Origin of the sequence: Microtetraspora malaysiensis (genome assembly GCF_001528665.1) — a bacterium.
Lineage (GTDB): Bacteria > Actinomycetota > Actinomycetes > Streptosporangiales > Streptosporangiaceae > Microtetraspora_A > Microtetraspora_A malaysiensis.
This window is the reverse complement of record NZ_BBYJ01000014.1, coordinates 38,029-59,683: the sequence shown is the minus strand read 5'-3', so window position 1 is coordinate 59,683 and position 21,655 is coordinate 38,029. Positions and strand designations below refer to the sequence as shown.

General features: G+C 70.9%; 18 protein-coding genes. 12 read left to right on the top strand and 6 right to left on the bottom strand.

All coding sequences use genetic code 11. The features are described from left to right. The first annotated feature begins 31 nt into the window (after window positions 1–31). From AWQ71_RS18735 to AWQ71_RS18715, 5 genes are read left to right on the top strand one after another with little or no spacing between them, the layout of a single operon-like run. Window positions 32–571 (top strand): UGSC family (seleno)protein, encoded by a 540-nt coding sequence (locus AWQ71_RS18735; RefSeq protein ID WP_067134918.1) that lies wholly within the window; start codon window positions 32–34, stop codon window positions 569–571. After that, complete coding sequence (locus AWQ71_RS18730; protein ID WP_067134916.1) at window positions 568–1,617, top strand: hypothetical protein; 1,050 nt, start codon at window positions 568–570, stop codon at window positions 1,615–1,617. The genes AWQ71_RS18735 and AWQ71_RS18730 overlap by 4 nt, the downstream gene beginning before the upstream one ends. After that, window positions 1,614–2,501, top strand: a complete 888-nt coding sequence (locus tag AWQ71_RS18725) for an SDR family NAD(P)-dependent oxidoreductase (protein ID WP_067134914.1) — start codon at window positions 1,614–1,616, stop codon at window positions 2,499–2,501. The genes AWQ71_RS18730 and AWQ71_RS18725 overlap by 4 nt, the downstream gene beginning before the upstream one ends. A gap of 59 nt (window positions 2,502–2,560) precedes the next feature. Then, window positions 2,561–3,598: a thioredoxin-disulfide reductase gene (gene trxB / locus AWQ71_RS18720; protein WP_067135220.1), complete on the top strand. Its 1,038-nt coding sequence runs from the start codon at window positions 2,561–2,563 to the stop codon at window positions 3,596–3,598. Window positions 3,599–3,614: 16 nt separating this feature from the next. Further along, complete coding sequence (locus AWQ71_RS18715) at window positions 3,615–4,490, top strand: amidohydrolase family protein (protein WP_067135218.1); 876 nt, start codon at window positions 3,615–3,617, stop codon at window positions 4,488–4,490. A gap of 144 nt (window positions 4,491–4,634) precedes the next feature. On the opposite strand, the gene AWQ71_RS18710 is transcribed toward AWQ71_RS18715, so the two are convergent. After that, window positions 4,635–5,009 (bottom strand): CBS domain-containing protein, encoded by a 375-nt coding sequence (locus AWQ71_RS18710; RefSeq protein ID WP_067134912.1) that lies wholly within the window; start codon window positions 5,007–5,009, stop codon window positions 4,635–4,637. 415 nt (window positions 5,010–5,424) lie between these two features. Between AWQ71_RS18710 and AWQ71_RS18705 the strand changes: the two genes are divergently transcribed. Continuing rightward, window positions 5,425–5,703: a HesB/IscA family protein gene (locus AWQ71_RS18705; RefSeq protein WP_067134910.1), complete on the top strand. Its 279-nt coding sequence runs from the start codon at window positions 5,425–5,427 to the stop codon at window positions 5,701–5,703. Window positions 5,704–5,741: 38 nt separating this feature from the next. Here AWQ71_RS18705 and AWQ71_RS18700 read toward each other — a convergent pair whose 3' ends face one another. After that, complete coding sequence (locus AWQ71_RS18700) at window positions 5,742–6,359, bottom strand: ATP-dependent Clp protease proteolytic subunit (protein ID WP_067134908.1); 618 nt, start codon at window positions 6,357–6,359, stop codon at window positions 5,742–5,744. A gap of 66 nt (window positions 6,360–6,425) precedes the next feature. Here AWQ71_RS18700 and AWQ71_RS18695 point away from each other — a divergent pair, with 66 nt between their 5' ends. From AWQ71_RS18695 to AWQ71_RS18685, 3 genes are all read left to right on the top strand, one after another. After that, window positions 6,426–6,728, top strand: coding sequence for a type II toxin-antitoxin system Phd/YefM family antitoxin (locus AWQ71_RS18695; protein WP_067134907.1), 303 nt, complete (start codon window positions 6,426–6,428; stop codon window positions 6,726–6,728). 337 nt (window positions 6,729–7,065) lie between these two features. Beyond that, entirely contained in the window at window positions 7,066–8,691 is a 1,626-nt protein-coding gene (locus AWQ71_RS18690) for an ABC-F family ATP-binding cassette domain-containing protein (protein ID WP_067134905.1), read from the top strand. Window positions 8,692–8,793: 102 nt separating this feature from the next. After that, a complete protein-coding gene (locus AWQ71_RS18685) occupies window positions 8,794–9,351 on the top strand; it encodes a GNAT family N-acetyltransferase (protein ID WP_218001850.1) in 558 nt (185 codons plus the stop codon). A gap of 92 nt (window positions 9,352–9,443) precedes the next feature. On the opposite strand, the gene AWQ71_RS18680 is transcribed toward AWQ71_RS18685, so the two are convergent. From AWQ71_RS18680 to AWQ71_RS18670, 3 genes are all read right to left on the bottom strand, one after another. Further along, window positions 9,444–10,631 (bottom strand): tetratricopeptide repeat protein, encoded by a 1,188-nt coding sequence (locus AWQ71_RS18680; RefSeq protein ID WP_281196206.1) that lies wholly within the window; start codon window positions 10,629–10,631, stop codon window positions 9,444–9,446. Further along, window positions 10,625–11,980 carry an ATP-binding protein gene (locus tag AWQ71_RS18675; RefSeq protein WP_067134901.1) on the bottom strand — a complete coding sequence of 452 codons (1,356 nt, stop codon included), beginning with the start codon at window positions 11,978–11,980 and terminating at the stop codon, window positions 10,625–10,627. The genes AWQ71_RS18680 and AWQ71_RS18675 overlap by 7 nt, the downstream gene beginning before the upstream one ends. Before the next feature lie 108 nt (window positions 11,981–12,088). After that, complete coding sequence (locus AWQ71_RS18670) at window positions 12,089–14,044, bottom strand: aconitate hydratase (RefSeq protein ID WP_067134899.1); 1,956 nt, start codon at window positions 14,042–14,044, stop codon at window positions 12,089–12,091. Between the two features lie 371 nt (window positions 14,045–14,415). On the opposite strand from AWQ71_RS18670, the gene AWQ71_RS18665 reads away from it, so the two are divergent. The 3 genes from AWQ71_RS18665 to AWQ71_RS18655 all read left to right on the top strand — a co-directional run bounded on the left by AWQ71_RS18665 (window position 14,416) and on the right by AWQ71_RS18655 (window position 20,616). Next, on the top strand, window positions 14,416–18,378 hold the full coding sequence (locus AWQ71_RS18665) for a metallophosphoesterase (protein ID WP_169806591.1): 3,963 nt from the start codon (window positions 14,416–14,418) through the stop codon (window positions 18,376–18,378). Window positions 18,379–18,472: 94 nt separating this feature from the next. Continuing rightward, window positions 18,473–19,630 carry a HupE/UreJ family protein gene (locus tag AWQ71_RS18660; RefSeq protein WP_067134895.1) on the top strand — a complete coding sequence of 386 codons (1,158 nt, stop codon included), beginning with the start codon at window positions 18,473–18,475 and terminating at the stop codon, window positions 19,628–19,630. Between the two features lie 68 nt (window positions 19,631–19,698). After that, on the top strand, window positions 19,699–20,616 hold the full coding sequence (locus AWQ71_RS18655) for an NmrA family NAD(P)-binding protein (protein WP_067135213.1): 918 nt from the start codon (window positions 19,699–19,701) through the stop codon (window positions 20,614–20,616). Between the two features lie 68 nt (window positions 20,617–20,684). Here AWQ71_RS18655 and AWQ71_RS18650 read toward each other — a convergent pair whose 3' ends face one another. Beyond that, window positions 20,685–21,602, bottom strand: a complete 918-nt coding sequence (locus AWQ71_RS18650; protein ID WP_067134893.1) for an ion transporter — start codon at window positions 21,600–21,602, stop codon at window positions 20,685–20,687. Between the last annotated feature and the right edge of the window lie 53 nt (window positions 21,603–21,655).

The window sequence follows — 21,655 nt, the reverse complement described above, 5'->3', positions numbered from 1 at the left end:
ACCGGCCCGAGCCCGAAGAGGAGTGTGAGGGATGTTCGACCGGATCCTGGACCCGACGGGGCTGTCCGTACGGCCCGCCGGCGCGGCGTCCGATGCGCGGCGGCTGCCGAGCCTGGCGGGCGCGCGGGTGGGCCTGCTGGACAACACCAAGCAGAACGCGGCGCTGCTGCTGGCCGAGATCGGCGAGCTGATGGCGAGCCGGTACGGCGCCGTGGTGACGATCCGGCGCACCAAGGAGATGTTCGCGCTGCCGGTGGACGAACCGCTGCTCAGCGAGATGAAGGCCGCCTGCGACGTGGTGGTCGTCGGGGTGGGCGACTGCGGCTCGTGCAGCGCGTCCGCGGTGGCCGACGGCATCACGTTCGAGCGTGAGGGCATCCCCGCGGCGGTCATCTGCAGTGACGCGTTCGCGGTGACGGCCCGGGCGATGGCCGAGGTCCACGGCGACGCCGACTTCGATTTCCTGATGACCCCGCACCCGGTCGCGGTGCTGAACCCCGAGCAGGTCGCGGTCCGCGCCGGCGAGTTGCTCGACGTCGTCGTGGCGCGGGTGAGCGAGGAGGGACGATGACCGGGCAGGCCACCGAGGATCCGCGCCTGGCGGAGCGGGCGATCGAGTACGTGTACCGGCAGGGCTGGACCGACGGGCTGCCCACGGTGCCCGCGACGAGGGAGCGAACCGACGAGTTCCTCGCCACGACCTCGCGGCCGGCCGACGAGGTGATCGGCAGGCTGGACCACCTCAAGCGCGAGGTGACCGTCGAGCTGGCGGCGATCAACTCGGTGATGGCCGGCTGCCTGCCGGACTACTTCCCCGTGGTGCTGGCCGCCTGGGACGCGCTGATGCTGGAGCGCTCCACGATGGGCGGCGGTTGGCAGAGCACCAGCGGCCCGGCGCCGCTGCTCGTGGTGAACGGCCCGGTGCGGCGGCGGCTCGGCTTCAACAGCACCGGCGGCGTGTTCGGACCCGGCTTCCGGCCGAACGCGACGGTCGCCCGCGCCATCGGCCTGATCGTGCGCAACGGGCTCGGCGTCGTCCCACACGTCTTCGAGCAGGCGACCCAGGGCGTCCCCGGCCGCTGGGCGATGTGCATCGCCGAGAACGAGGAGGAGAGCCCCTGGGAGCCGCTGTCGGTGGACGGCGGGGTGACCGCGGGCGTCGACGCCGTCTCCACGACCCTGCTGCGGACCAGCGAGTACGTCGACAACCGGCACACCGGAGACCCGGAGAAACTGCTCGCCGACTTCGCCGACACGCTGTCCCGCAGTGGCTCGCTGATCTTCCGCAACGCCGGGGCGGGCGTGGTGTTCTGCCCGGAGCACGCGCAGATGCTGGCGAACGCCGGGATGAGCAAGGACGACGTCCGTACCTGGCTGGTGGAGCGGTGCGGCCGGACCAAGGCCGACCTGGCCCGGGTCGGCAAGAACGGCATCACCGAGAACGGCGTCAGATACGAGCGCGGCGACGGAGAGTCGGAGGGCTTCGACCCGATGTTCGCGGCCGACTCGCCGCAGAACCTGCCGATCGTCGTCGCCGGGGCCAGGAACGCCGGGATGTCCATGGTGGTCCGGCTGTTCTCGAACTGGTCGGGCATCTCCGCGCGGGTCGAGCCGTGAGCGGCGGACCGGGGCGGCGGGCCGCCCTCGTCACCGGATGCGGCAAGCCCGACGGGATGGGACAGGCCATCGCCCGCACCCTCGCGCGGGCCGGGATGGCCGTGATGGTGACGGACAAGGAGGCGGCGGGCGTCCCGAACGACCGCCAGCGGCTGATCGGCGCGGTGCCGACCGGCGACGGCCTGTCCGCGCTGGTCGCCGACCTCGCCGCGGAGGGGCACGAGGTCGCCTCCGTGCTCGGCGACGTCTCCGACCCCGCCGCCGCGGAGCGGATGGTCGCCGCGACCGTGGAGCGGTTCGGCTCGGTCGACGTGCTGGTCAACAACGCCGCGGCCCCGCAGGGTCCGGACCGCGCCGACATCGAGGACGTGCCGCTGGAGACCTGGGACCTGGTGCTCGGCGTCAACCTGCGCGGCACGTACCTGATGTGCCGGGCGGCCGTGCCGCACATGCGGAGCCGCAGGTACGGGCGCATCGTCAACATCTCGTCGATGGCCGGGCTGACCGCGGCGCCGTTCTCGACCGCGTACTCGGCGTCGAAGGCCGGCGTGATCGGACTGACCCGCGCGCTGTCCATGGACGTGGCGCCGTGGGGCATCACGGTCAACGCGGTGTGCCCCGGCCTGGTCGCCACCAGCAGGGCCGTGCTGGACCCTTCGCCCGACCTGGACGTGGCCGAGACGCTGCGGCAGCGCGGCCGGGCCATCCCGGTCGGCCGGGTCGGCCGTCCCGAGGACGTGGCGTCGGCGGTGGCCTTCCTGGCCGACCCCGCGGGCGGCTACCTCACCGGTCAGGCGCTGCCGGTGGACGGGGGCGGGCTGAGCCCGTTCCCGATGCGCAGACCCGAGCCGGCGGAGCACGAGCGGCAGGGGAGCGGGCGGTGAGCGACGCGCCGGCGATCGACGCACGCGGGGCGGGCCCCGCCGAGACCGAGGAGTGGGGCATGGGCCTCGACGTACGTGATGTCATCGTCATCGGCTCGGGCCCGGCCGGGTACACCGCGGCCGTGTACGCGGCCCGGGCCGACCTGCGGCCTCTCGTCTTCACCGGGTCGGTGACGGCGGGCGGCGCGCTGATGAACACCACCGAGGTGGAGAACTTCCCCGGCTTCCCGGGCGGGATCATGGGGCCCGAGCTGATGGAGAGCATGCGGGCCCAGGCCAAGCGGTTCGGCGCCGAACTGGCCGCCGGCGACGTCACCGAGGTGGCGCTGACCGGCGAGATCAAGACCGTGGTGGACGGCTCGGGCCGCGAGCACCGGGCCAGGTCGGTGATCCTCGCCATGGGCTCGGGTTACCGCAAGCTCGGGCTGCCCGGCGAGGACCGGCTGTCCGGGCACGGTGTCTCCTGGTGCGCGACCTGCGACGGCTTCTTCTTCAGGGACCGGAACATCATGGTCGTGGGCGGCGGTGACTCCGCGCTGGAGGAGGCCGCCTTCCTGACCCGGTTCGCCTCGAAGGTCACCCTGGTGCACCGGCGCGGAGAGCTGCGCGCCTCGAAGATCATGCAGGAACGCGCGCTCGCCGACCCGAAGATCGAGTTCGCCTGGAACTCGGTGGTCGAGGAGCTGCACGGCGAGGACCGGCTGACCGGGGTGACGCTCGCCGACACCGTGACCGGGGAGCGGCGCGAGGTCGAGGTGGCCGGTCTGTTCGTCGCGATCGGCCACGACCCCCGCTCCGAGCTGCTGATCGGCCAGGTGGACCTGGACGACGACGGCTACGTGCGGGTGGACCACCCGTCCACCCGGACGAACCTGACCGGCGTGTTCGCCTGCGGCGACCTGGTCGACCGGCACTACCGGCAGGCGGTCACCGCCGCGGGCACCGGCTGCGCCGCCGCGCTTGACGCGGAGCGGTACCTCGCCGCCCTCCACGACGCCCTCCACGACGCGGTCCCCATCGCCGAGTCGTGGAAGACCGGCGTCGGCGCCGACCCCGAGACGTACGGAATCCCCGTTCCCGCGATCCCGGAGGCCTGAGATGACCGGAGGAGCCATGAACGTCGCCGACCTGGTCGCGATCGACGTCCACACCCACGCGGAGATCTCCAAGGACGGCCACGGCTCGCTGAGCCCGGAGCTGTTCGGCGCGTCGGCGGACTACTTCAAGGCGCACGCGCACCGGCAGCCGACCATCCCCGAGATGGCCGCCTACTACCGCGAGCGGAAGATGGCCGCGGTGGTGTTCACCGTGGACGCCGAGCACGCCACCGGCCACCCGCGCATCTCCAACGAGGAGGTCGCCGAGAGCTGTGCCGAGCACGCCGACGTGCTCATCCCGTTCGCCAGCGTGGACCCGTGGAAGGGGCGGGCGGGCGCCCGCGAGGCGCGCCGGCTGGTCGAGGAGCATGGGGTGCGCGGCTTCAAGTTCCATCCCGGCATCCAGGGCATCGCGCCCGACGACCGGACCGCCTACCCGCTGTACGAGGCCATCGAGGAACTGGGCGCGGTCGCGCTGTTCCACACCGGCCAGACCGGCATCGGCGCGGGTGTCCCGGGCGGAGGCGGCATCCGGCTGAAGTACGCCAACCCGATGCTGGTCGACGACGTCGCGGTGGACTTCCCCGAGCTGCGGATCATCCTCGCCCACCCGTCCTTCCCATGGCAGGACGAGGCCCTCGCCGTCGCCACGCACAAGCCGTACGTCTACATCGACCTGTCCGGCTGGTCGCCGAAGTACTTCCCGCCGCAGCTCGTCCGGTACGCGAACACGCTGCTGAAGGAGAAGGTGCTCTTCGGCTCCGACTACCCGGTGATCACACCGGACCGCTGGCTGGCCGACTTCGACAGGCTGGAGATCAAGCCGGAGGTCCGTCCGAAGATCCTCAAGGACAACGCCGTACGCCTGCTCGGGCTCGGCGGCCAGAAGTGACCGGACACTCCCCGAGAGAAGAGGCACACCATGACCACGACCGTGCACGGGCTCGACGAGATCACGGCGCTCGCCGGGAAGCTCCACGATCTCGCTCGGCACGGCCCTCGTCGTGACCGCGACGGTGTCACGCGGAGGGACGCCTCACGACGCCCACGTCTCCAGAGCGAGGAGATCGCGCATCGAGACCATGCCCACCATGCGTCCGTCCTGTTCCACGGGCAGGTGGCGGATGCCCGCGTCCAGCATCCGGCGGGCGACCTCGCGCGAGTCCTCGTCCAGGCCCGCGGTCTTCACCTCGGTCTTGGCGCACGTGGCGGCGTTCACGGAGGACGGGTCGGTGAACGTGGCCATCGCCGCCACCAGGTCACGCTCCGTGATTATTCCGGCGACCTCGTCGCCGTCGAGCACAGCGAGCGCGCCGACCTTCTTCTCGACCATCCGCCGGGCCACCTCGGGCAGCCGTTCGTCCGCCCGGCAGCCGAAGACCATTGGGCGATAGACATTGCCGATACGCATATCTCCCCCGTCTGAGCGTCACGCGATCGCCCGGCGGGCTCGCCGCCCGGGGCGAACGCCGTCGTCCCCGATCCGCGACGCGGCCGGCCGCGTCATCGACGAGAAGGTGGGTGCGGGTTCGGCTTCGAGTCTACGACCGCGGGAGGAAGAGCGTTGTGGACGCCCCGGGCGAGACCGGCCCCCGCGGACAGAGGGGCGGCCGGAACGGCCCGTCCGATCCGGCCGCCACCATGGTTGCGGGCGCGGCGACGCCGTTTGATCGGGACGGCTCGGGGCAGGGGGCGCGAGGGGTGTCCTCGTCCACCGGCGGCGGGAGCGCGGGCGCACGGCTTGTCCGGGGCCAAGGGCAGCCGATCCGCTGGGCGGGCCGGCATCGGACGAGACGGACCGCGGCATCAGAATCGAGGAGCCTGCCGTGCTGACGATGACCGACAATGCCATGGGGGCGATCCGCGATCTCATCGTGGGCGAGTACCTGCCGCACCAGGCGGGCCTGCGGATCGCCGTGAAGCCGGACGAACAAGGCGCGCTCGAGTTCTCGCTGGCGAGCGATGCCTGGTCCGGAGACCACGTGATCGAGAAGGAGGACGTACGCGTCTTCCTCGACCCGGATGCCGTGGCGTTCCTGGAGGACAAGACCCTGGACGCCGAGCGCGACCCACGCGGCCGGCCGGTCTTCCGCCTGACGCCTTGATCACGCCGGCGGCGACGGCCGCGCCGGTCACCGGCATATCACCGGATCGGGACCCTCTTGCGGGATCCGGCCAGTGCGTCGACGAAGCCGTAGGAGATGGCCTCGTTCGCGGTGAGAATCTTGTCCCGCTCGATGTCGCGGCGGACGCGCTCCGCGCTCTGCCCTGTATGCCGGGCGAGCAGGGTCTCCGTGAGCGCCCGCGCGCGCAGGACCTCCCGGGCGTGGATCTCCAGGTCGCTGAACTGTCCTTCCCCCTCACCTGCGGGCTGGTGAACGAGGACGCGTGAGCGCGGCAGGGCGAGCCGCTTGCCGGGGGTTCCCGCGGCCAGCAGGACGGCGGCTGCGGAGGCGGCCTGGCCCATGCAGACGGTCTCCACGTCCGCGGCGACGTGCTGCATCGTGTCGTAGATCGCCATCATCGCGGTGAACGAGCCGCCGGGGGAGTTGATGTACAGCGAGATGTCCTGGTCGGGGTTGTCGTAGTCGAGGTAGAGCATCTGCGCCATCACGTCGTTGGCGCTGGTGTCGTCGATCGGGGCGCCGAGGAAGACGATCCTCCCGGCCAGGAGCTTGGAGTAGGGATCCATCACGACCGTGCCGTGGCTGGTCCTCTCGACGACCTCCGGCAGGACGTAGCGGCTGGTGGGGTCGATCATGGGCGGCCTCCATTCTGTACAGAATATACAGAACGTACATTACATACAGACTGCTATGTTGGATCCATGGCCGAAGAGATCCCTGTCACGCAAGCTCGGGCCGACTTCGCCGAGCTGGTGAACCGTGCCGCGTACGGCGGGGAGCGCATCGTGATGACCCGGCATGGAAAGCCGATCGTGGCCTTGGTCCCCGCCGCCGACCTCGAACGCCTGCAGGCGCTGGAGGACGCGGAACGGCAGCCTTCGGAGACGGTCATTCGTCTGGGCACGGCGGCCTTCCACCAGAGTGGGGAGTCCCACCCGGCTGAGCACCGCCGCATCGGCATCGCCGCCGAGCACCGCCCGCCGGGCGCCCCCGGCAAGCCCTGATCCCGCAGCTCGTGGCCGATTCCGCTCCTGGCGTCGACGTTCAGGGCGGCCGGCCCCGTGGTCGGCGTGGCACTCGCCGCCGGCGGCGGGGCCCCGGAAAAAACGCCTTGCCGTTGGACGGTAGACGGCTGTTATGGTGTGTGACGCTTGTAAGCGAAAGCTAGGAGACCAGACGTGGCAGGTGACGACGACATCTCCGGGTGATACCGGAGGTTGATCGGCCCCGGCAGGCGCGTATGACCGCCGCCGACGTGGCCGTGGTCGTCATTCCCGAAAACCTGTCCCATTGCCGGGCGGCTTCGCCGCGCCCGGATCACGTGCTTACGAGGTCTCCCACATGTCCGATGCGTTCATCATCTGCTCCAACCTGTCCTTTTCCTGGCCCGACGACACGCCTGTCTTCAGCGATCTGTCCTTCACCGTGGGCGGCGGCCGTACGGGCCTCGTCGCTCCGAACGGCGCGGGCAAGAGCACGCTGCTCAAACTGATCGCCGGTGAATACCGGCCCGGTGGCGGCAGCGTGTCCGTCGACGGCGTGCTCGGTTACCTCCCGCAGAGCCTGCCGCTCGACGGCGACCTCACCGTGGCCGAGGTCCTGGGCATCGCCCCCGTGATCGCGGCGCTGGACGCCATCGAATCAGGGGACGCGAGCGGGGAGCACTTCACCACGATCGGCAACGACTGGGACATCGAGGAGCGCACCCGAGCCCAGCTCGACCGGCTCGGCCTCGGCGACCTCGAGTTTGCGCGTACGCTGCGTACGCTGAGCGGCGGCCAGGTCGTGTCGCTCGGCCTGGCCGCGCAGCTCCTCAGACGGCCCGACGTCCTGCTGCTCGACGAGCCGACGAACAACCTCGACCTCGACGCGCGCCGCAGGCTCTACGACGTGCTCGGCGACTGGAACGGCTGCCTGCTCGTGGTCAGTCACGACCGGGCCCTGCTCGACCGCATGGACCGCATCGCCGAACTCGACCGGGGCGAGGTCCGCTTCTACGGCGGCGACTTCACGGCGTACGAGGAGGCGGTCCGCACCGAGCAGGAGGCCGCCGAGCGGAACGTGCGCAGCGCCGAGCAGGAGCTCAAGCGCGAGAAGCGGGAGATGCAGCAGGCCCGCGAGCGGGCCGAACGCCGGGCGAGCAACGCCGCGCGCAACCTCAAGAGCGCCGGCCTGCCGCGGATCTTCGCCGGGAACATGAAGCGGGGCGCCCAGGAGTCGGCCGGGCGGGCGGGCCAGATGCACGCCTCCCGCGTCAGCGACGCCAAGGCCCGGCTCGACGAGGCGGGGCGCGCCCTGCGCGACGACCAGAAGATCGCGCTGCAACTGCCGGGGACCAACGTCCCCGCGGGGCGCACGGTCTTCCACGGCGAGAACCTCCAGGCCCGCGGCCTGTTCGCCGAGCCCGGCGTCGACCTGACGATCCGCGGACCCGAGCGTGTCGCCCTGACCGGCCCCAACGGGGCGGGCAAGTCCACCCTGCTGCGCCTGATCGGCGGCGATCTGGAGCCGGACGGCGGCACGACCCGGCGGGCCGACGGCCGGGTGGCCTACCTTTCGCAGCGGCTGGACCTGCTCGACGTCGAGCGCACCGTGGCGGAGAATCTCGCCGCGTTCGCCCCCGCCATGCCCGAGGTGGAGCGGATGAACCTGCTCGCCCGCTTCCTGTTCCGGGGCGCCCGGGCCCACCTGCCGGTCGGGGTGCTGTCGGGCGGTGAACGGCTGCGCGCCACGCTGGCCTGCGTGCTGTGCGCGGAGCCGGCGCCCCAGCTTCTGCTGCTCGACGAGCCCACGAACAACCTCGACCTGGTCAGCGTGGGGCAGCTGGAGAGCGCGCTCAACGCGTACGAGGGGGCGTTCGTGGTGGTCAGCCACGATGAGCGGTTCCTCGCGGAGATCAAGGTGGGCCGCCGGCTGGAACTGTCGGGCGGGCGGCTGCTGGAGACCGGAGACCTTTCCGGCGAGTGACGCGCCGGCCTGCGTCCGCGCGTGCGGCAGGTCCGGCTCGGCCCTGACAGGCGTTGCGCGCGGCGGTTACGATCATGGTTCGGCGATCGAGGAGGGCCCGGAGTGGAACGGCTGACGGAGCGGTTGCGGTTGCGGATGTGGCGGGACGACGACCTCGATCCGCTGGCCGCGATGGACGGTGACCCCGAGGTGATGCGGTACATCGGTGACGGTGTGCCGCGCACCCGCGAGCAGACGGCCGAGGCGCTGGTGAGGCGGGGGCTGGGGTGGCAGGAGCGCGGGTTCGGCCTGTTCGCGGTCGAGGTGCGGGAGACAGGGGATTTCGCGGGGTGGGTCGGCCTGGCGGTTCCGGAGTTCCTGCCGGAGGTGCTGCCCGCCGTGGAGATCGGCTGGCGGCTGGGACGGGCACACTGGGGCCGCGGCTACGCCACCGAAGCGGCGCGTGAGGTGCTGGCTTTCGGGTTCCGGGAGGTGGGGCTGGAGGAGATCGTCAGCGTCGCCCGCGTGGACAACGAGGCGTCCCTGCGGGTGATGGCCAAGCTCGGAATGCGCCCGGAGCGCCGTACGACGGTCCCGAGCACCGGTCGGCCTGTTCAGGTCACCGTGATCACGAGGGAGGAGTACGTGGCCACGCCCGGTGCCGCGTCCTCCACCCCATAGGGCGCCGTACCCGCTCCCTCGTGGAACCTTGGGACCTCCGCGCCGGACGCCGGGTGAATCCGCCGGAGCCGCGCGCGGCAGGGCGTGATTCGTCAGACACGACCAAGGACACGGCGTATGCCGGCCGCCACCCAGATCGTGGACAGGCCGGCGTACACGCACAACAGCGCCGTGGTCGGCGAGGTGAGAACCGCCGACGCGGCGATGGCCAGGGCAAGCAGGGCGGTCCAGCCGTACAGGACCGTCCGGCCCCGGGCGGACCCGGTGTGCACGGCCTCCTGGACAGGGGTGACCAGGGCCATGACGGCCACGCCCGCGGTGCCGACAGCGTTCAGGCCGAGCGTCACGCCCAGCGTGAGCACCGCCGCGCCCGCGGCCACCAGGCCGCAGCACAGCACGGCCACGCGAGCCTCGGCATCGGAGAACAGCAGCCGGGTGGCCTTCATGCGGGCCAGGCGCAGCGTGGTCCACGCCTCGGCGACCCACGCCGCCCAGTGCAGCACCGCGACGAGAACGAAGAACACGATGAGAGGCGGTACGGCGGGCAGCAGGAACACGAGCCGCCGGTTGCCGCGGAACCTGCCCTGCAGTCGCGTGAGCGCCCGGTAAAGAGGATTGCGCTGCTTCAGCGCAGCCACGAGGAGATCCCTGGCCTCGTCGAAGCCCGGGGCGAGACGGAGCACTTCGCGAAAGGCGTCCGCCGCTCGCCGGGGATCACCGAAGGCCAGCGCCATCCGGCCGTACGCCAGGTGCGCGGTTGCGCTCTCCGGGTCCAGCTGTACGGCGTGCGCGGCCGCGGCCCTGGCCTGCTCCTCCTCTCCCGTCTTCGTGAGAGCCAGCGCCAGCAGGCTCACCAGATCGGAGTCCTGCGGATCCAAGGCCAGCCCGCGGCGCGCCGCCTCGGCCGTCTGGGGCCACTCGCCTTTCCTCAGGTGTGCCCGGGCCAGCAGCTCCCAGGCCGGCGCGAACTCGGGCTCGAGAGCCAGGGACGCGTTGATCGCGGCGATCGTCTCATCGGGACGGCCGGCGTGTTGATACACCTGTCCGGCCATGTAGTGGGTGAGCCACTGGTCGGGCGCCAGCCGGACCGCCTCATGCGCTTCCGCGACGCCTTCGGCCACGTTGCCCTGCTGGACCAGGGCGAGGGCCAGGAAGGAGTGCGCGGTGACGTGCTGCGGCTCCTGGGCGAGCACACCGCGCAGCTCCCGCTCGGCGTCAGCCGGGCGGCGCATCTCCAGCAGTGTGCGCGCCCGCTGGACTGAGTCGGCGACTGCTACCACTTGCGCTTGACCCAGGGCATCAGCTCGTCCCAGGCGCCGGAGTCGTTGGCGTGCATCACGTAGTTGCGCGCGGTGGACATCCACTCGCGGACCGCCGTGGGCCGTACGGTCTGCGCGGCGGCGAGCAGATCGGGCGTTGACAGCGGGATGGGGCGGCCGGCACGGATCGACTGCTGGAGCTTGGCCTCCACCGCCCGGTCCACCACACCCTTCAGGTCCGCGCCGACGCAATGCTCGGTCGCCCGCGCCACCGCGTCGAAGTCCATTTCGGCCAAGGGCTTGTCGCGGCACAGGATGCGCAAAATGGCCGCGCGCGCCGCGGCGTCGGGCGGCGGCACGAACACCGGCTGGTCGAGGCGGCCCGGACGGCGGAACGCCACATCCACGTACCACGGAGCGTTCGTGGCAGCCAGCACCAGGACGCCCTCGTTGGCCTTCTGGTCCACGCCGTCGAGCTCGGCCAGGAACTGGTTGACGAGCTGACGCGTGTGCGCCTGGCGCATGTCGGAGCGGCGGGCCGCCAGCGCGTCGACCTCGTCGAAGAACAGTACGCACGGCCGGTTGCGGCGGGCCATTTCGAATGTGGCGCGCAGGTTGCGCTCGCTCGATCCGATGTACATGTCGAGGATGTCGGCCAGTCCCACGTTGACGAAAGCCGCGCCCAGTTCGCCGGCGGCGGCCCTGGCCAGGTGAGTCTTGCCCGCGCCCGGAGGCCCGTACAGCAGTACCCCGCCGCCGGCGCGCTTGCCGTACGCGGCGAACAGCTCCGGCTGCTGGAGCGGCAGCAGGAGCTTGATCCGCAGCGCCTCCTTGACCGCTTCCATGCCCGCCACGTCAGCGAAGGAGAAGCCGGCGCGCTCCACCTCGGCACCGTCCGGCGGCGGGGAGCCCGCCGCCGGGTAGGCCGGCGCGGGCGCGGGCGCCGGGTACGGCGACGCGGGCACGGGAGGGGCCGACAGGCGGGCGGCGAGATCGGCGTCGCCCACGGACGGATCACGGGATACCGCGTCGTGGTAGCGGTGGGCCGCCCGTGCCGTGTCACCCTCGGCCAGTAGCGCCCGCGCCGCCAGCACGCCGAGCTTGGGAGGGTAGCCGGGCGAAGCCAGCAGCGGTTCGAGCGCCGCCAGCGCGGCGCCGTAGGCGCTCTGCCGGACGAACGCCTCCGCCAGACCTGCCGTGATGTCCGCGTTCTTGGGGGCAAGCACGAGAGCGGCCCGGTACTCGGCCTCCGCCTCAGCGAGATATCCCATGGCCAGGAGCTGCCCGGCGAGGTGTTGCCGCAGGGGGAGATTCTCCGGAGAAAGGCGGGCCGCTTCGCGGAGCGCCCGCAGACCGGCGTCGTCGAGCATAGGGTGCTCCCTTTTTCGCAGGTTTCGGTCGGTCACGATCTATGCAAGATATCGAAATCGACGTACATGCACCGGTTCGGCGGCATAGCGCCGTCTCCAGATGGGTCCTCACGCCGCGGTCCGCGACCTGATCAACGGGATCTGCCCGCCGGCGAGCACCATCGCGACCTGGCGGGGGGACAGGCGATGCCGGACGACGAAGTCGGCGCCCGTGGTCGTGTCGCGTACCGTGATGTCGCCGCCCCTCTCCAGCGCGCCGCGCAGGTCCTCCAGGGACAGCTCGTCGCCTTGGCCGACGCGGTCGTAGTCCGCCGGGTCGGCGAACTCGAGGGCCAGCACGCCGAAGTTGGCGAGGTTCTGCCAGTGGATGCGCGCGTACGACTTCGCGATCACCGCGCGCAGGCCGAGGTAGCGGGGCGCTATCACCGCGTGTTCGCGCGAGGACCCCTGGCCGTAGTTGTCGCCTCCGACGACGACGTGCGGGCCGGCCTGATGCGCGCGCGCCGGGTAGCTCTCGTCGATCTGGCTGAAGGTGAACTCGGCGAGCCGCGCGATGTCGCTGCGGAAGGGCAGGACGCGGGCCCCCGCGGGCAGGATCTCGTCGGTGGAGACGTTGTCGCCCACCTTGATCAGGACCGGGGCGCGCAGCCGGTCCGGCAACGGGTCGAAGTCGGGGAGCGTCCCGATGCTGGGCGCCTTGACCAGTTCGACCCGCCGCGCGTCGGCGGGGGCGAGGGGCGGCTCGAACATGCCCTCGGCGACGGAGGCCCGCTCGGGCAGCGTCACGACGGGGTACTCGATCCCCAGCAGGCCGGGCAGCGTCCTCGGGTCGGTGATGCGTCCGGTCAGCGCGGCGGCCGCCGCCGTCTCCGGAGAGCACAGCCACACCGAGTCCTCCTTCGTCCCCGACCGGCCGGGGAAGTTGCGCGGCATGGTGCGCAGGCTGTTGCGACCGACCGCGGGCGCCTGCCCCATGCCGATGCACCCCATGCATCCGGCCTGGTGCAGCCGCGCGCCGGCCCTGATCAGGTCGAGGGTGGCCCCCATGCGGGTGAGGTCGGCGAGGGTCTCCCGCGAGGTCGGATTGATGTCCACCGACACCTGCGGATGCGCCTGGCGACCGGCCAGGACGGCGGCGACGATCGCGAAATCCCGCAACCCGGGGTTGGCCGACGATCCGACCACCACCTGATGGACCTCCTCGCCGGCGACCTCGCGTACGGGGACGACGTTGCCCGGCGAGGAGGGCGCGGCGATCAGCGGTTCCAGGGCGGACAGGTCGATCTCCTCGTGAACGTCGTAGCCGGCGTCCGGATCGGGGAGGATCTCGGTGAAGTCGCCCGCCCGCCCCTCGGCGGCGAGGAACGCGCGGACCTGGTCGTCGGCCGGGAACACGGTCGTGGTCGCGCCGAGTTCCGCGCCCATGTTGGCGATGACGTGCCGGTCCATCGCCGTCAGCGCCGCCAGCCCGGGTCCGTGGTACTCGATGACGCGGCCCACCCCGCCGTCGACGCCGTGCCGGCGCAGCATCTCCAGGATCACGTCCTTGGCCGAGACCCACGGCGGGAGCGCGCCGGTCAGGCGTACGCCCCAGACCTCCGGCATCGTCAGGTACAGCGGCTGCCCCGCCATCGCCATGGCGACCTCCAGGCCGCCCACGCCGACGGCGAGCATGCCCAGCGAGCCGGCGGCGCAGGTGTGGGAGTCGGAGCCGACCATCGACGCTCCCGGGATGCCGAAGCGCTGCATGTGCGCGGGATGCGACACGCCGTTGCCCGGCCGGGAGTACCAGACCCCGAAGCGGTGGCAGGCCGAACGCAGGAACAGATGATCGGCCATGTTCCGTTCGTCGGTCTGCAGCAGGTTGTGGTCGACGTACTGCACCGATGTGCGGGTGCGCACCCGGTCCAGGCCGAGTGCTTCGAGCTCCAGCATCACCATCGTCCCCGTCGCGTCCTGCGTGAGCGTCTGGTCGATGCGCAGCCCGATCTCCTCCCCGGGTGTCATCACGCCGTCCACGAGGTGGGCGCCGATCAGTTTCCGGGTGACGTTGAGTCCGGTCATGGCTCTCACCCCTTGACCGCGAACCGCCGGCACGAGCACGCGTCCGTCGCGCCCGTCTCTGGCGTGCCGTGTCGTGCCGTGCCCCACGGCCCACTGTACGGCGGCGCGGGCCGGGACCATCAGGGCAGGTCACGCCGGTCGCGGATCTCGCCTCTTCGCCCCGGGGGTGAGCGGGGCCGCCACGTCCGAACGTGCCGGACGGCCGGGGCGGCCCGCGCGATCATCGCGCGGCGAAATGATATTTCTTTTTCCCTTCAGCCCCTTTATGCACACTGTTCACTCGTGCCCTCCACTGTGGCCGCTCGAGACCTAAGCGCCTTTATGGGCGCTTTATCCGAACGTGACGAAAGGGACTGCACCCGATGCAGCCAGTGGCAGCACGAAAGCTGCTGGGAAGCTCGAGCATTCGAGGACGTTTCGCCGTGGTCGCCGTGGTCGCGACGCTGCTGGTCAGCGGTGTCGTGACGGCGGCGCACGCCGACCCCGACCCGGGGAAACCCGGTAAGGGACGTCCCAGCCCGACGCCGACCGGCTCTCGTACCCCCCCAACCCTCAGCCCCGCCGACGGTTCGTTCCTTGAGGGCACGGCCAAGGTCGCGGCCGTTCCGGCCGAGGCCGGTGACAGCGTCACGGAGCTCGCCGTGGACGGCGCCGCGATCAAGGCCACCCGGACGGTGGGCGTCTCCCGGCTCCGCTTCGACGTCGGCTCGAACTCGACCGAGGCGCGCTACCACAACTACGTGCTCGTCAACGGCGCGTACCGGAGCGACATCGGCGACCACGTGAGCGAGCGGGCGACCATCGAGATCCCGAACGAGCACCTCGTCAAGGGCGAGAACACCATCGAGATCTTCGCCGGGACGATCGACAGCTCCTGCGGCGTCAACTACGACGACTTCGTCCTGTCCGACGTGAGCCTCGAACTTCTCGGCGAGGTCGCGGACGGCGAGGACAACCCGTACACCCTCTCCTTCGGTGACGGAAACTGCGGCTCGAACACCTCGCTGCTCAAGCAGGCCAAACTGACGTTCTTCGTTCAGGGCGACCCGCAGGGCACCACGGGTCTCGCCGCGGACCTGGACACCACCAAGCTGGGCAACGGCGAGCACGCCATCACGGCCAAATCCGCGGCCGGGGTCACCGTCAAGAACAGCGTGACCGTGAACAACTCTCCGGCCGGGGCGCCGCGCTTGCTGCCCACGGACGGCACGCTCGTGGCGGGCGACCAGTCGGTCTTCGCGACCGTGCCCGCCGAGGGCGGAGGCGGCGTCACGTCCCTCACCGTCGACGGCGCCGAGCCCACCACGAAGGCCACCCTGGGCAACGGGGCGGCGACGTTCAGCTTCGACGTGGGCGCGGACTCGATCGACGACAAGTACGACGACTACTTACTCGTCAACGGAAAGCGCATCGACCTGGGCGGCTCCTGGGCCGGCCGGCGCGTCCCCATCGCGGTGCCCGCCCGATTCCTGGTGCCCGGCGACAACACGATCAAGGTCGTGACCGGGGACTACAAGGCGTCCTGCGGGATCGACCGCGACGACTTCACCATCGCGAACCTCGACCTCGCCCTCGACGGCGCCACCGTGACCGGCAAGGACATCAAGCCGTCGTACGAGATGGGCGACGGCGACTGCGGCAGCAGCCAGACCGCCCTGCGCGAGGTCGAACTGCACTACACGATCGACGCCCGGCCGGTGCACGTCGTCCAGACGCTCGGCTCGGGTGACGCGACCCTCAGCTTCACCGTGGGCAGCAACTCGATCGAGGCGCGCTACCAGAACTACCTGCTCGTCAACGGGCGGAAGGTCGTGCTCGACGGCGACTTCGTCAGCCGGCGTGTCGACTTCACGTTCCCGAACGAGTACCTCGTGCCCGGCTGGAACACGATCGACTTCGTGACCGGCACCTATCCGACGTCGTGCGGCGCCAACCGCGACGACTTCGCGATCTCGAACATCGCCCTCGCCCCGGTGCGGGGGACGGCGGCCGGCCAGATGCTCAAGAGCTCGTACAGCATGGGTGACGGCAACTGCGGCGACAACGTGAACCTGCTCACCGAGATCGACCTCGAATTCCTCGTGGACGCGCCCGCCGGCGGTCTGCGCGCGGACCTCGACACCACCGCCGTCAAGGACGGCAAGCACACGCTCGTCGCGGCCTCGACGTCGGGGGAGACCGCCACCCGCACGCTGATCACCGACAACTCCGCGCCCAAGGTCGCCGCCAGCGTCCCGGCCGCGGGGGAGAAGCTCACCGCCTCGGTCGTGCTAGACGTCACGCTTGAGGACGCCTCCGGTGTCGTGTCCGGGCCGGACGTCACGCTCGACGGCCGGCCGATCGCGCTGGGCGCCCAGGTGGGCCCCGGGCTGTCGCCCGGCGCGCACACCCTGGCCGTGACCGGCTCCGACGGCCTCGGCAACACCGCCACACGTGAGATCACGTTCGAGTCCGCGGGCGTCCCGGACGTCCCCGCCGAGCTCGCACCGGCGGTGGGCAGCGTCGACGTGTCGGGATCCGTCACGCTCTCGGCGAAGGTGGCCGAGCCCGGCGGCGGTCAGGTGAAGGCGACGTTCTCCGAGGCCGAGATCCTGACCCCGAACCAGGCGTATCAGGGCGTGGCCGCGACCGTGCCCACGACCCTGGAGGTGCCCGGCGAGCAGAAGATCACGACCAAGGGGCTCGACCCCGCCGACGGCGCGACGCTCGACGCGCCCGCCGGCCGGGACGTTACCTACCAGCGGTTCGACATCCAGGTGAAGGGCCACGTGGACGCCCCGGTCCTGCGCTGGGAGGGCGTCATCGACCCCGAGCGCCTGGTGTCCCTGCGCGCCTGGAACACCAAGACCAAGGCGTGGGAGCTCCTGACGAGCTCCCGCGGCGCCGCCGAGGGCAACACCACGCTCACCGCCGTCGTCGGCGCGGAGTACATCGACGGCCAGAAGGTCCACGTCATGGTGACGGGCGAGGACCCGTTCGCCGACGACATCGACCCCGGCGACCCGAACGGCTTCGCCGACCCCTCCACGTACGACTTCTCGATCGTCCACTTCACCGACACGCAGTACATCTCCGAGGGCGCGGTGGAGCAGGAGACCGCCGAGGAACGCGCGGTGTGGGAGTCCGCCTACTCCGGCATCGTCAACTGGATCAAGGACAACAAGGACCCGCGCAAGATCTCCTATGTCGCGCACACCGGCGACATCATCGAGAACAACATCCGCAAGCCCGCGGACGAGGCCATGCAGAAGCAGGTCGTCGGCGAGCTCGAGGTGTCCTCCCGGCAGCAGCGCGTGCTGGACGAGGCCGGCATCCCGAACGGCGTGATCGCCGGCAACCACGACAACCAGTCGGGCACGGAGGACGGGCCGGAGGCGATCTACAACAAGTACTACGGCCCCGGCCGGTACCAGACGGCGGCGCAGGGCTGGCAGCACGCCGAGTACGGCGGGCCGTGGAAGGAAGGCGACAACCAGAACCACTACGACCTGTTCTCCGCCGGCGGGCTGGACTTCGTCGTGGTCGGCCTGTCGTACGGCGTCACGCGGGAGGAGGCCGAGTGGGCCGACTCCATCTTCAAGCGGTTCCCCGACCGCAACGGCATCCTGCTCTCGCACGACTACCTCGTGCCGAGCACCAACCCGGACGGACGCGGCGCCGGATTCTCGGCTCCCGACGGCTCGATGCTGTACAAGACGGTGGTCGAGAAGAACCCGAACGTCTTCCTCATCCTCGCCGGGCACGAGCACGGCGTGGCCACCAACGTCAAGCCGAAGGTGGGCCAGGTCGGCAAGGGCGTCGTCGAGCTGCTGGCGGACTACCAGTTCTACACGGTGTCGGCCGACCGTCTCGGGCTCACCGAGGTCGGCGGATACAACCCGGACGACCAGCTCCAGTTCGGCGCGAGCTTCTTCCGCCTGCTGCAGTTCAACGTCAAGCGGTCGGAGCTGACCGTGGACACCTACTCCCCGCTGCTCAATGACTTCGGCGCCGGCGAGTTCGACCCGCTGCGCCGTTACGACGGGCGCGAGGACAACATGGTGCTCCCGGTCGACCTCACCACCCGCACGACGAGCTTCGCGACCGACTCGCTGGCGATCTACAAGCCCACCCGGGTCGTCGGCACGAGCACGGTTGAGTCGGGGCAGGTCGCCTCGGTGGTCTGGGACCGCCTCAAGGCCAACACGGCCTACGCGTGGTTCGTCACGGCACGCTCCACCGGCGGCGGCGTGACCGCGTCCGAACCGAGCGTCTTCGTCACGAAGAACGAGCACGGCCGTCCCGGCGACTGGGGGCCGGACTCGCCGATGTACCGCTGGTTCCAGCGCAAGTAACCCCATCTCCGCCGCCCCGGGCCCCGGCCCGGGGCGGCGTTCCCCTGCCGGATTTCCCCGCACCTTTTCCCCGTACTTTTTTGGAGAACGAGACATGCCTCGCAGGCGCCGGCTGTCCGCCCTCGTCCTCGCCCACGTCCTCGTCGGCCTGCTGGCCGGTGTGCTCGTCGGCGTGCTCGTCGACGCGGCGCGTCCCGCCCCGGCGGCGGCGCACGACGCGACCACGAAGGCCCACGCCACGGTGACCGGGACGGGCCCGGACGTCAGGGCCGTGCTCGATCTGGAGTACGACCTCCTCATGAAGTCGGCCTGGCTGTACGCGGAGGCCTACGACGCGAAGGAGCGGACCGAGCAGCTCCGCCAGCTCAAGATCAACCACGACGCCGTCATCGACTACGTCACCCGCCGCTTCGCCGTGACGTACGACGAAGCACCGTGCACGCCCACGCCCGCGGGCGACGCGGACGTGCGCGAGCGCGCGAAGGTGGCCTTCGCGGTCGTGACCCTCGACTACGACTGCGCGGGCGACGGCCCGGGGCAGCACGCGATCTCCAGCGCGCTCTTCCCCGACGCCGAGAGCTTCGTGCACAGCACGGAGACGCTCGTCGGATACCGGCTCGACGGCACGACCGGCTCCGCGGTCCTGACCGCCGCGAGCCCGACGCTGCGGATCGGCGAGCGCCGGGCCGCCCACCAGGTCGGCGAGTTCTTCCTGCTCGGCGCCGAGCACCTGCTGTCCGGCCTCGACCACATCTTCTTCCTGCTCGCGCTGCTCATCGGCGCCCGCCGGCTCCGCGACGTCGTCGTCACGGCCTCCGCCTTCACGGTCGCGCACAGCATCACGTTCCTCCTCGCGGCGATGGGCGTCGTCGACGTTCCGGCGGCGATCGTCGAGCCGGTCATCGCCGTATCGATCATCGTCGTGGCCGTCGCCAACCTCCTGGGCCGCGGGGAGGAGAGAGCGGGCAGATGGCGGCTGCCGGTCGTCTTCGCCTTCGGCCTGGTGCACGGGCTGGGCTTCGCGAGCGCGCTCGACATCGACGAGGGCGGGTCGTGGGGGCTGCTCCTGTCGCTCCTGAGCTTCAACGTCGGCATCGAAGTGACCCAGCTTGTGATCATCGCGGTGCTTTTCCCGCTGCTGACGCTGCTGCGCCGCACGTCCGCCGCCCGCTGGGTGACGGTCGCGATGTCGGTCCCCATCGTGGCGGTCAGCCTCTACTGGTGCGTCGACCGCGTCACCCTCCCGTTCTGACCGGGAACGGCGGATGCCCGCGGTAGGCCGGAGGCCGCGACCGTCATGCTGGAAGGGGGGTGGGTGTGATGGCGGAGACCGACCTTGTCCTGGTGACCGGCGCCGGCGGGGGAGTCGGTGGTGTGGGCCGCACGGTCGTGGAACTGCTGCTCCGGCGCGGCCTGGCCGTACGGGCGATGGCGCACCACGACGACGACCGGGCCGGGGCGCTGCGCGCGCTCGGCGCCGAGGTCGTCGTCGGCGACCTCACCCGGCCCGCGGACGTGGCGCGGGCCCTCGGCGGGACCCGCCGGATGTTCTTCAGCATGAGCGTGGCGCCGTCCTACCTGGAGGCCACGGCCGTCGTCGCGACCGTGGCACGGGCCGTCGGCGGCCTCGACACGCTGGTCGCCATCTCGCAGCTGACCGTCTCGCAGATGGACGCGGTCAGCGCGAGCGAGTCGCACCAGCAGCGGCTGCACTGGCTGTCCGAGCAGGTGCTCGACTGGTCCGGCCTTCCGGTCGTGCATGTCCGGCCGACCATCTTCCTGGACAACCCGCTGTTCACGACGCTGGCCGCGCGATCCATCGCCGCAACCGGCACGATCCGGCTGCCGTTCGGGACCGGCCGCACCTCGCCCGTCGCGGCCGACGACGTCGCCCGGGTGGTCGCGACCGTCCTGGCCGATCCGGGTCCGTACGTGGGCCGGGTCCTGGAGCTGACCGGCCCGCGGGCCGAGGACATGACCGACGTCGCCGCGGAGTATTCGCGCGCGCTCGGCAGGCCGATCTCCTACGTCGACGTGCCGTGGGAGACCTGGGTCGAGCAGGTGCTCACGCCGTCCGGACTCGGGGCGCACGTCGAGGAGCACCTGGCCACCATGGCCCGCCTGCATCGGGAGAACCGGTACGACCGCATGACGCGTACGGTCGAGGAGGTCACCGGGAGGCCGGCGGAGACGGTCGAGGAGTTCGTCGCGCGCCGGAAGGAGCGGTTCGCCGGCTGAACCCCGGCGGGAACCTTAGGCGCGGTGCGTACGCGACGGCCTCCAGGGGCCAGTGCTCGGACAGCCATTCACTGACGACGGCGCCGTCGCCGCGCGTACTTCGCGTCCTGGCTCCCGGCTCCGTCGCCGACGTCGGCGGGGAGGAGTTCCCGCTCGGCATCCGGGGTGGGGCGGGTGGCCGAGAGGGCCGCCAGGTTGGCCGTCAGCAGGTCCACCTTCTCGCTGAGCGCCCGGATCTGCCCCATCACCGCGTTGTGCTGCTTCAGCTCCAGCTCCTGGTCTTCTTTCCATCGCGACGCGTTGACCTCGGTCTCCATCGCGGACACGATCACGCCGATGAGCAGGTTGAGGACGAAGAACGCCGTGATCACGATGAACGCGGCGAAGAAGATCCAGGCCATCGGTTCCTTGGCCATCACGTCTTCGGCGACTGCCGGCCAGTTCTCCACCGTGAGCACGGTGAACATCGTGAACAGCGACTTCCCGAGGTCCCCGAAGTACTGCGGGGCCGCCTGGCGGAAGAGCTGCTCGCCGATGACGGAGGCCATGTAGAGCGACAGCATCAACAGGGCCAGGATCGAGGCCAGCCCCGGAAGCGCGGTGAACAGCGCCGAGACCACCCGCCGCATGCTGGGGACCACGGATATCAGCCGCAGGACGCGCAGGAACCGGAAGAGCCGCAGGATCGACAACGACTCCGAGGCGGGCACGATGGCCATACCGACGACGATGAGGTCGAACCAGTTCCACGGATCGCGGAAGAACGCCTTCCCGTGCGCGGCGATGCGCAGGCCGATCTCGACGACGAAGATCGCGATGATGACCCGGTCGGTCCAGAGGAAGGCGGCGGGGTACCGGTCGGCCAGATCGGGGGATGTCTCCAGCCCTAGTGTGATCCCATTCAGCGTGATCACGGCGATGACGGCACGTTGGAAGGCCGGAGCGTCAACGAGGGCGCGGAGCCGTTCGCGGGAGAGATCGGGCAAACCGGTACTCCTGGATCAGGGGGCGTTGTGATCATCTGAAATCCTACAGAACG